The organism is Falsiroseomonas oryziterrae (assembly GCF_021864505.1).
In the GTDB taxonomy this organism is placed as follows: domain Bacteria; phylum Pseudomonadota; class Alphaproteobacteria; order Acetobacterales; family Acetobacteraceae; genus Falsiroseomonas; species Falsiroseomonas oryziterrae.
Map to the genome: position 1 here is coordinate 1 of NZ_JAKJIB010000149.1, position 9,110 is coordinate 9,110.

General features: G+C 73.5%; 10 protein-coding genes. 7 read left to right on the forward strand and 3 right to left on the reverse strand.

Translation table 11 applies throughout. The annotated features are described in order from the left end of the window. A partial coding sequence (locus L2I40_RS13095) for a GNAT family N-acetyltransferase (RefSeq protein WP_237215403.1) occupies positions 1–308 on the forward strand: 308 nt, incomplete at its 5' end. A gap of 12 nt (positions 309–320) precedes the next feature. Here L2I40_RS13095 and L2I40_RS13100 read toward each other — a convergent pair. Both L2I40_RS13100 and L2I40_RS13105 read right to left on the reverse strand, forming a co-directional pair. Beyond that, positions 321–1,295: a quinone oxidoreductase family protein gene (locus L2I40_RS13100; RefSeq protein ID WP_237215404.1), complete on the reverse strand. Its 975-nt coding sequence runs from the start codon at positions 1,293–1,295 to the stop codon at positions 321–323. Beyond that, the gene (locus tag L2I40_RS13105) at positions 1,292–1,822 is read right to left on the reverse strand and encodes a methylated-DNA--[protein]-cysteine S-methyltransferase (RefSeq protein WP_237215405.1); all 531 of its coding nucleotides are present in this window, start codon (positions 1,820–1,822) and stop codon (positions 1,292–1,294) included. The genes L2I40_RS13100 and L2I40_RS13105 overlap by 4 nt, the downstream gene beginning before the upstream one ends. Before the next feature lie 167 nt (positions 1,823–1,989). On the opposite strand from L2I40_RS13105, the gene L2I40_RS13110 reads away from it, so the two are divergent. From L2I40_RS13110 to L2I40_RS13135, 6 genes are read left to right on the forward strand one after another with little or no spacing between them, the layout of a single operon-like run. Then, positions 1,990–2,373, forward strand: coding sequence for a (2Fe-2S) ferredoxin domain-containing protein (locus L2I40_RS13110; protein WP_237215406.1), 384 nt, complete (start codon positions 1,990–1,992; stop codon positions 2,371–2,373). A gap of 42 nt (positions 2,374–2,415) precedes the next feature. Beyond that, positions 2,416–3,744, forward strand: coding sequence for a tRNA uridine-5-carboxymethylaminomethyl(34) synthesis GTPase MnmE (gene mnmE, locus L2I40_RS13115; RefSeq protein WP_237215407.1), 1,329 nt, complete (start codon positions 2,416–2,418; stop codon positions 3,742–3,744). Positions 3,745–3,763: 19 nt separating this feature from the next. Continuing rightward, positions 3,764–5,632 (forward strand): tRNA uridine-5-carboxymethylaminomethyl(34) synthesis enzyme MnmG, encoded by a 1,869-nt coding sequence (gene mnmG / locus L2I40_RS13120; protein ID WP_237215408.1) that lies wholly within the window; start codon positions 3,764–3,766, stop codon positions 5,630–5,632. 10 nt (positions 5,633–5,642) lie between these two features. Then, entirely contained in the window at positions 5,643–6,278 is a 636-nt protein-coding gene (gene rsmG, locus L2I40_RS13125; protein WP_237215409.1) for a 16S rRNA (guanine(527)-N(7))-methyltransferase RsmG, read from the forward strand. A 7-nt stretch (positions 6,279–6,285) separates the two neighbouring features. Then, positions 6,286–7,074, forward strand: coding sequence for a ParA family protein (locus tag L2I40_RS13130; RefSeq protein ID WP_237215410.1), 789 nt, complete (start codon positions 6,286–6,288; stop codon positions 7,072–7,074). Then, positions 7,071–7,934 carry a ParB/RepB/Spo0J family partition protein gene (locus tag L2I40_RS13135; protein WP_237215411.1) on the forward strand — a complete coding sequence of 288 codons (864 nt, stop codon included), beginning with the start codon at positions 7,071–7,073 and terminating at the stop codon, positions 7,932–7,934. Before L2I40_RS13130 ends, L2I40_RS13135 begins: the two co-directional genes overlap by 4 nt. 76 nt (positions 7,935–8,010) lie before the next feature. Here the strand turns inward: L2I40_RS13135 and holA are convergent, their stop codons facing one another. Then, on the reverse strand, positions 8,011–9,012 hold the full coding sequence (holA, locus tag L2I40_RS13140; RefSeq protein WP_237215412.1) for a DNA polymerase III subunit delta: 1,002 nt from the start codon (positions 9,010–9,012) through the stop codon (positions 8,011–8,013). Positions 9,013–9,110: the final 98 nt, after the last annotated feature.

Sequence of the window (9,110 nt, forward strand, 5' to 3'; positions counted from 1 at the left end):
GGATGCCGGAGATCCTCGGCGTGGCGGCCGCCTGGGTGCTGCTGCGCGATGGCGGGCGCCCGGCCGCCTGCGCCTTCGTGACGACGGATGGCGCGCTCGCCGGGCTGTTCGACCTCGCGGTCCGGCCGGAGTTCCGCCGGCGCGGCCTCGGGCGCCGCGTGATGTCGGCGGCCGGCGCCTGGGCGCGTGCGCGCGGCGCGCGCTTCGCCTATGCGCAGGTCGCCTGCACCAATGCGGCGTCCCTCGCGCTCAATGCCGGGCTCGGCCTGACGGAGCGGTATCGCTACCGCTACTTCCTGCCGGACTGACCCAGCAGGTCCCTACGGCAGCAGGACCGTGCTGCCGGTCGTCTTGCGCGCCTCGAGCGCGCGATGCGCCTCGGCGGCGTCCTTCAGGGCGAAGCGCTGGTTGACGTTGATCTTCGCCACGCCCTTGGCGACGACGTCGAAGAGCGCGTTGGCGCAGGCTTCCAGGTCCTCGCGCTTCGCGGTGTAGGTCGCGAGCGTGGGGCGCGTGAGATAGAGCGAGCCCTTCGCGGCCAGGATGCCGATATCCGCGATGGAGACCGGGCCCGAGGCATTGCCGTAGGAGACCATCATCCCGAAGGGCGCGAGGCAGTCGAGCGAGGTCATGAAGGTGTCGCGCCCGACGCTGTCGAAGACGACGGGCAGCATGGCGCCGCCGGTGATCTCCTTCACGCGGGCCGGCAGGGCATCGGTGCCGACGACCACATGGTCGGCGCCATGCGCGCGGGCGAGTTCGGCCTTCGCCTCGGTGCTGACGCAGCCGATCACGGTCGCGCCGAGATGCCTGGCCCACTGCACCATGATGAGCCCGACGCCGCCCGCCGCGGCATGGACCAGGATCGTCTGGCCGGGCTGCACCTTGTAGGTGCGGGTCAGCAGGAAGCAGGCGGTCATGCCCTGCAGCATCATCGCCGCCGCCTGCTCGTCAGCGATGGAGCCAGGCAGCTTCACGAGGCGGTCGGCCTTGATGGCGCGCGCCTCGGCATAGGCGCCGATCGGGGCGGTGGCGTAGGCGACGCGGTCGCCGGGGGCAACATGCGTCACGCCCTCGCCCACCGCCTCCACCACGCCAGCGCCTTCCATGCCGATCGTCGCCGGCAGCGCGGGCGCCTTGTAGAGGCCGGTGCGGAAATAGACGTCGATGTAGTTCAGCCCGACCGCCTTGTGGCGCACCAGCGCCTCGCCGGGCTTGGGCGCCGGCAGCGGGACCTCCTCCCAGACGAGGGCCTCGGGGCCGCCATACTCGTGGACGCGGATCGCGTGGTTCATGACGGCGTGGGTCCCTTCGAGCCGGCCCTGTCGGAGCCGAGCGGCAATTCGTGTTGCGGGCCGCTGCCCAGCGCAGCGGCCGTCATGCGGCGCTCGTGGTCGAGCAGCCATCGCTTCGTCGCCGGCCCCTCGCCCCCCGAATAGCCGCCGAGCGCGCCGGCCGCGGCCAGCACGCGATGGCAGGGGATCAGGATCGGGATCGGGTTGGCGCCGTTCGCCTGGCCGATCGCGCGCGCCGCGCTGCCCAGCAGCTGCGCGAGGTCGCCATAGCTCCGCGTCTGGCCGGCCGGAATCGCACGCAATGCATCCCAGACCCGGCGCTGGAAGACGGTACCGTGCGGGACGAGCGGCAGGTCGAAGTCACGCCGGCGCCCGTCGAAATAGTCCTGCAGCTGGGCGACCGCTTCGGCCAGCAGGGGCGTGCGCGTCTGGTCGCGGCCGCGGCCCCAGTCGAGGGCGACGATGGCGCCCTCCTCTTCGGAGACGGTCACCTCGCCGAGCGGCGTCAGGCAGGAGAGTTGCGGCATCTTGGCGATCCGGGGCGCGCCATGCGCCACAACCTGATGCGGGTCGTCAAGCAGGGCAACGTGGAGGGGGCCGGACTGCCTTCAATATGCCGTTCAGGCCGTCCTGGCGGTGTGGCCGTGTGGCCGCTACATGCGGCGCAGCGATGGACTCTGTCCTGGAGACTGACGTGAACGATGCCCCGACGGCCGCCGCCCGCAGCGACGCGGCCGACCCGCCGCCTTATTTCGACGCGCATGTCTTCGTCTGCTGCAACCGCCGCCCGGACGGCCATCGTCGGGGCTCCTGCGCGGCGAAGGGCAGCGAGGAGCTGCGCGACTACATGAAGGCCCGGGCCAAGGAGCTCGGGCTCAAGCGGGTCCGCATCAACTCGGCCGGCTGCCTGGACCGCTGCGAGTTCGGCCCGACGCTCGTCATCTATCCCGAAGGCGTCTGGTACAGCCCGAAGACACGGGAGGATGTGGACTGCATCCTCGCCGCGCATCTCGTCGCCGGGGCGCGGGTGCCGGAGCTGATGCTGACCGAGCGGCATGTGCTGCCGCCGAAGGGCTGACCCGGGCCTCGCGGCTTCCCCGTTTCACGTGAAACACCCAGCGTGAGCGGCTTCCCCGACACGATCTTCGCCAGGGCTTCGGGCGCGGGACGCGCCGCGATCGCCGTGCTGCGCCTGTCCGGCGGCGGTACCGCGCAGGTCCTCGCCCGATTGGCCGGAGCACTGCCGGCGCCGCGCTACGCAACGCTGTCCCGCCTGCGGGCGCCGCGGTCCGGCGAGGTGCTCGACCAAGCGCTCGTCCTCTGGTTCCCCGGGCCGGCGAGTTACACGGGCGAGGATGCGGCGGAGCTTCATTTGCATGGTGGCCGCGCCGTGGTGGCAGGCGTCACCGAGGCGCTGGTCGAGCTTGGCTGCCGTCCGGCCGAGCCGGGGGAGTTCACGCGCCGCGCCGTGCTGCACGGCAAGCTCGATCTCACCCAGGCCGAGGCGATCGCCGACCTGATCGACGCCGAGACCGTCGCCCAACGGCGCCAAGCGCTGCGCCAGGCCGAGGGCACGCTCGGCGCGATCTACACAGCCTGGACGCAGCGCGCGACGCGGATCCTGGCCCATCAGGAAGCCGCCATCGAATTCGAGATGGACGACCTGCCGACCGATCTGGCGGCGCGCGCCCAGGGGGAGGCCGCGGCGCTCGCGGCCGAGATCCGCCGCCACCTCGACGATGGCGGTCGCGGCGAGCGGCTGCGCGAGGGGCTGACCATCGCCATCCTCGGCGCTCCCAATGCCGGGAAATCCTCCCTGCTGAACGCGCTGCTCGGCCGCGAGGCGGCGATCGTCTCGGCCCGGCCGGGCACGACCCGCGACGTGATCGAGGCGCCGCTCGACCTCGGCGGCATCCCGGCGGTGCTGGCCGACACGGCCGGGCTGCGCGAGACCCCGGACGAGATCGAACAGGAAGGCGTGCGCCGGGCCAGGCGCCGGGCGGACGAGGCCGACCTGGTGCTCGCCGTCTTCGCCGCCGACCAGCCGCCCGATCCCGAGACGCTGGCCCTGGCCGAGGCGCGGCCCGATGCGCTGCTCGTCGCGACCAAATGCGACTTGGCGCCGGCGCCGTCGGGCCTCCTGGGCCGCCCTGTCCTGGCGACCAGCACCCGGACCGGCGCCGGGCTGGACGGGTTGCAGGCTGCTCTGGCGACGCTGGCGGAGCAGCGGGCCGGACTCGCGGAGGCGCCGCTGCTGACCCGCGGCCGCCACCGCGCCGCCCTGGCCGAAGCCGTCACCCGGCTTGACGAAGCCCAGATCGCCCCGCTGCCCGAACTGGCCGCGGAGGCGCTGCGCGGGGCGGTGCTGGCCCTCGGCCGGCTGACCGGCCGGGTCGGCGTCGAAGACGTCCTCGATGTCGTCTTCGGAGACTTCTGCATCGGCAAGTAGCCGGCCTATATCCCCGCCCATGACGGGGACGACGCGCTACGACGTGGTGGTGGTCGGCGGCGGGCATGCGGGCTGCGAGGCCGCGGCTGCCGCCGCGCGCTGCGGCGCGCGCACCCTCCTCCTCACCCACCGCGTCGAGACGATCGGCGAGATGTCCTGCAACCCCGCCATCGGCGGGGTGGGCAAGGGGCACCTGGTGCGGGAGGTGGACGCGCTGGACGGGCTGATCGCCCGGGCTGCCGACGCCGCCGCCATCCACGTCAAGCAGCTGAACGCCAGCAAGGGCCCGGCGGTCCGCGGCCCCCGCGCCCAGGCCGACCGCCGCCTCTACCGCGAGGCGATGCAGCGCCTCCTGGCCGAGACCGCCAACCTCGACATCCTGGCCGAAGCAGCCGAGGAGCTGGAGCTCGACGCCGAGGGCGCCATCGCGGCCGTCGTCACCGCCACCGGCCGCCGCATCCCCTGCGGGGCCCTGGTCATCACCACCGGCACCTTCCTCCGCGGCGAGATCCATCTGGGCGAGGAGCGCATCCCGGCCGGCCGCCGCGGCGACCAGCCCGCGATCGGCCTCGCCCTGGCGCTGGAGCGGCTGCGGCTGCCGCTCGCCCGCCTCAAGACCGGCACGCCGCCCCGGCTCGACGGGCGGACCATCGACTGGCAGGCGCTGGAGGCGCAGCCGGGCGACGACCCGCCGGAGCCGCTCTCCTGGCTGACAGACCGGATCGCCAACCCGCAGGTGGAGTGTCGCATCACCTGGACGACACCAGCCACCCACGCGCTGATCCGCGAGAACCTGCACCGGACGGCGGTCTATGGCGGGCGCATCCAGGGCGTCGGGCCGCGCTACTGCCCCTCCATCGAGGACAAGGTGGTCCGCTTCGCGGACCGCGACCGGCACCAGATCTTCCTCGAGCCCGAGGGGCTGGACGACGACACGGTCTATCCGAACGGCATCTCCACCAGCCTGCCGCCGGAGATCCAGGGGGCGGTCATCGCCTCGATCCCGGGGCTGGAGCGCGCCCGGATCCTGAAGCCCGGCTACGCGATCGAATACGACCATGTGGACCCGCGCGCGCTGCGGCCCACGCTCGAGGCCCGGTCGGTGAAGCGGCTTTTCCTGGCGGGTCAGATCAACGGCACGACCGGCTACGAGGAGGCCGCGGCGCAGGGGATCATGGCCGGGCTGAACGCCGCGCAGCGCGCCGCCGGCGAGACCCCCGACCGCGTGCTCGGCCGCGGCGACGCCTATATCGGCGTGCTGGTGGACGACCTGGTCCTCCATGGCGTCACCGAGCCCTACCGCATGCTGACCGCCCGCGCCGAGCACCGCCTCACCCTGCGCGCCGACAATGCCGGGCTGCGGCTGACCGATCGCGGCATCGCCTGGGGCTGCGTGGGGTCGGAGCGAACCCACCGCCACCGTGCGTTCGCGGCGGAGGTCGCCGCGGCGCTGGAGCGGGCCGGACAGGACCAGGCCACCTCCGCCGCGATCGCCGCCGCTGGCCTGCCCGTGCGGCAGGATGGCCGGCGCCGCTCGGCGCTGGAGGTGCTGGCGCTGCCCGGCGTGACGGTCGCGGCCGCCGCCGCCGTGTTCCCCTGGCTCGCCGATCTGCCCCCAGGCGTCGCCGTGCAGGTTGAGGCCGAAGCGCTCTACGCGCCCTATCTACGCCGCCAGGACGCCGAGCGCCGGCTGATCGAGCGCGAGGAGCGGCTGGCGATCCCAGACGGGCTGGATTTCGCGGCCATTCCCGGACTCTCGCGGGAGATGCAGCACCGCCTCTCCTCCGCGCGCCCAGCGACCCTCGGCAGCGCGGGCCGGGTCCCGGGCATCACGCCCGCCGCGATCGCGGCGCTGGCGATGCATCTCCGCCGCGGCGCGACGGCCTGAGCTGTTTCACGTGAAACGGGGCGATGGGGCGCCGGAGCGTCAGGCACTTCCGCCGGCCGAGCCCGTCTCGGCGGATGTCGCCGCAAGGCTCGACCGCTTTCTCGACCTGCTGGTCCGCTGGAACGACCGGATCAACCTCGTCGCCGACCGGGACGCGGACTCCATTCGGGCGCGCCACATCGCCGATTCGCTCCAGCTCCTGTCCCTGCTGCCGGCGGATGACGGCCCGGTGGGCGATCTCGGATCCGGGGGCGGGTTCCCGGGCCTCGTCCTGGCCATCGCGACAGCTCGGGAAACCCACCTCGTCGAATCCGACCGTCGGAAGGCGGCATTCCTCACCGAGGCCGCCGGCCAGCTCGGGCTGACGCGCGTCCGCGTGCATCCGCAGCGCATCGAGGCCGCCACCTTGCCCCCGCTGGCCGTCCTGACCGCGCGCGCCCTCGCGCCGCTCACGGATCTGCTGCCCCATGCGGCGCGCCTGCTCGCGCCGGACGGCGTCGCGATCTTCCCGAAGGGCAGGACCGCGGAAGCCGAGTTGACCGCCGCCCTCCCGCACTGGCAATTGCAGGTCGAGCGGTTCGCGAGCCGGACCGACCCCGATGCCACCATCTTCCGGTTGAGCGACATACGACGTGGCCCGCCCTGAACGCGCGATGCCGCGCATCCTTGCCTTCGCCAACCAGAAGGGCGGCGTCGGCAAGACGACGACCGCGATCAACCTCGCGACGGCGCTCGCCGCCGAGCACAAGGTCCTGCTGATCGACCTCGATCCGCAGGGCAACGCCTCCACCGGCCTCGGCATCGGCCGCGCCGACCGCAGCGCCGGCTCCTACGCCCTTCTGGTCGAGGACCGCCCGCTGGCCGAGCTGCTGCGGCCGAGCCAGATCCCCAACCTCTCCATCCTCCCAGCCGATCCCGACCTGGCCGGCGCCGAGGTGGAGCTGGTCGGCGCCGATGACCGCGAGCGCCGCCTAGCCAAGGCCCTGCAGGACGGCGCTGAGGCGCTCGCCGGCTTCGACTTCGTCTTCCTGGATTGCCCGCCCTCGCTCGGCCTGCTCACCCTGAACGCCCTGGTAGCCGCCGACGGCGTTCTGGTACCGCTGCAGACGGAGTTCTTCGCCCTCGAAGGCATCAGCCAGATCACCCGCACCATCGACCGCGTGCGCCGCGCGCTGAACCCGCGCCTGACGCTCGAAGGCATCGTGCTGACCATGGTGGACCGCCGGAACAACCTGTCGGAACTCGTCGCCAGCGACGTGCGCGGCTTCTTCAAGGACAAGGTGTTCGAGACGGTGATCCCGCGGAACGTCCGCGTCAGCGAGGCGCCCTCGCACGGCCTGCCGGTCCTGCTCTACGATTTCCGCTCGCCGGGCGCGCAGGCGCATGTCCGGCTCGCGGCCGAATTCCTGAAGCGCGAGCGCGCGCGGAGACCCGCGGCATGAGCCTGCCCCGCAAGCCCCAGCCGCCCCGCCTCGGCCGCGGCCTCTCGGCCCTGATCCCCGATGCGCCCCCCACGGCGGAGGCCGGCGCGCTCCGCACCGTGCCGGTCGAGGCGCTGGAGCCCGGACCATTCCAGCCGCGCGGCGCGATGGACAAGGGCGCGCTGGAAGAGCTTGCCTCCTCCATCCGCGAGAACGGCATCCTCCAGCCCATCCTGGTCCGCCCGAAGCCCGAGGCGCCGGGCGCCTACCAGATCATCGGCGGCGAGCGCCGCTGGCGCGCAGCCCAGGTCGCGCAGCTGCACGAGGTCCCGGTCATCGTCCGGGAACTCGGCGACCGCGAGGCCATGGCCGCCGGCCTGGTCGAGAACCTGCAGCGCCAGGACCTGAATGCGATGGAGGAGGCCGAGGGCTACCGGCGCCTGCTCGACGAGTTCGGGCTGACGCAGGAAGGCCTGGGTCAGGCCGTCGGGAAAAGCCGCAGCCACGTCGCCAACACCCTCCGCCTGCTGAGCCTGCCCGAGACTGTGCGCGACCTGGTCCGCCACGGCGCGCTCACCGCCGGCCATGCACGGACGCTGGTCGGCACGCCGGAGCCGGCCCGCCTCGCCGCCCAGATCGTCGCGCGCAACCTGAACGTCCGACAGGCCGAGGCCCTCGTCGCCGCGCAGGGCAGGCCGCGCAACGGCAAGGCCGGCAAGGCGGAACGCGACCCTCACACGGTGGCGCTCGAACGCGAGCTGACGGAGCGGCTCGGCCTCAAGGTGTCGGTGCAGCACCAGGGCAAGGGCGGGCAGGTGGTGATCGAGTACCGCGACCTGGACCAGCTCGACGGCCTCGTGCGCCTGCTGAACGGCGGCTGACGGCGCCAACGCGCCGCCTATTCCGGCAAATGCCCAATCACGCCGGAAAATCCACGGCGGCGGCCGTGCGCGCCGGTCAACGGCGGGCCGCAGCCTGCCGCGCGATCGCCATCAACGCCGCCCGCGCGATCACCGCATCCGCATCGCGGAAGGCCGTGGTCTTGGTGCGCTTCTCGGCCTCGAGCAGCGCCGCCCCCGCCGCCTCCAGCGCGGCCGGCGACCAGGCGCGCAGCGCGCGGTCGAAGGCCGGCTTGTGGCGGAAGAAGACCGGCGGGCGCAGCACCGATGCATCGCCGGCCAGCGCCGCCTCGTGCAGCCGCTGCACATGCCGCAGCGCCGCGCGCAGCACCTGCACCGGATTCGCACCTTCGGCGAAGGCCGCGCTGAGCGCGCGATCCGCCAGCGCCGCATCGCCTGCCGTCGCGGCCATCAGCGCCTCGTCGAGATCCGCCGTCGAGCCCTCGGCCGCGCAGGCCATCGCCGCGTCCTCGTCCACGCGCCCGCCGCGGCCGACATAGAGCGCGAGCTTCTCCACCTCGCGCCGCGTCTGCATCCGGTCCTCGCCGAGCCGCGCCGCCAGCCAGGACAGGGCGGCGGGATCGGCCGACACGCCTTCCTCCTTCAGCATGCGACCGAGCGTCCCCGCCAGCTCCTCGCCGCGCTCGCGATAGCAGGCGATCACCGCCACCTCCGGCGCGGCCTCGGCCAGCACGCGCAGCTTCGACCGCGCCGTCAGCTCGCCGCCCTCCAGCACCATCAACGCCTCGCCCGGCGTCGCGAGCGCGTCCTTCAGCGCCGTCGCATGCGCATCCGTCGCCTCGCGCAGCCGCACCACGCGCCGTCCGCCGGTCATCGCCAGCGCCGCGACTTCGCCGGCCAGCGCGCCGGCTTTCGCCGCCTCCTCGCGGTTCAGCTCTGCCATGCGGAAGGGATCGTCCATCGCGCCGCCGAGCACGGCGCGCACCAGCGCCTCGGCGCGCTCGCGCACCAGCCCCGCATCGTCGCCATGCAGCAGAACGGCGCGGAACGGGCCCGGATCGGCGAGCACCGCGGCCGCGCGGCGCGCATCGAGCTTCATCGCCTCAGCCCGCGCGCCGCGCCGTCACCGGATGACGCCGGCGCCGCCGATCCCGCCCTCGAGCCCGCCGCCCGGCATGTCGAGCGGCCGGGGCGACA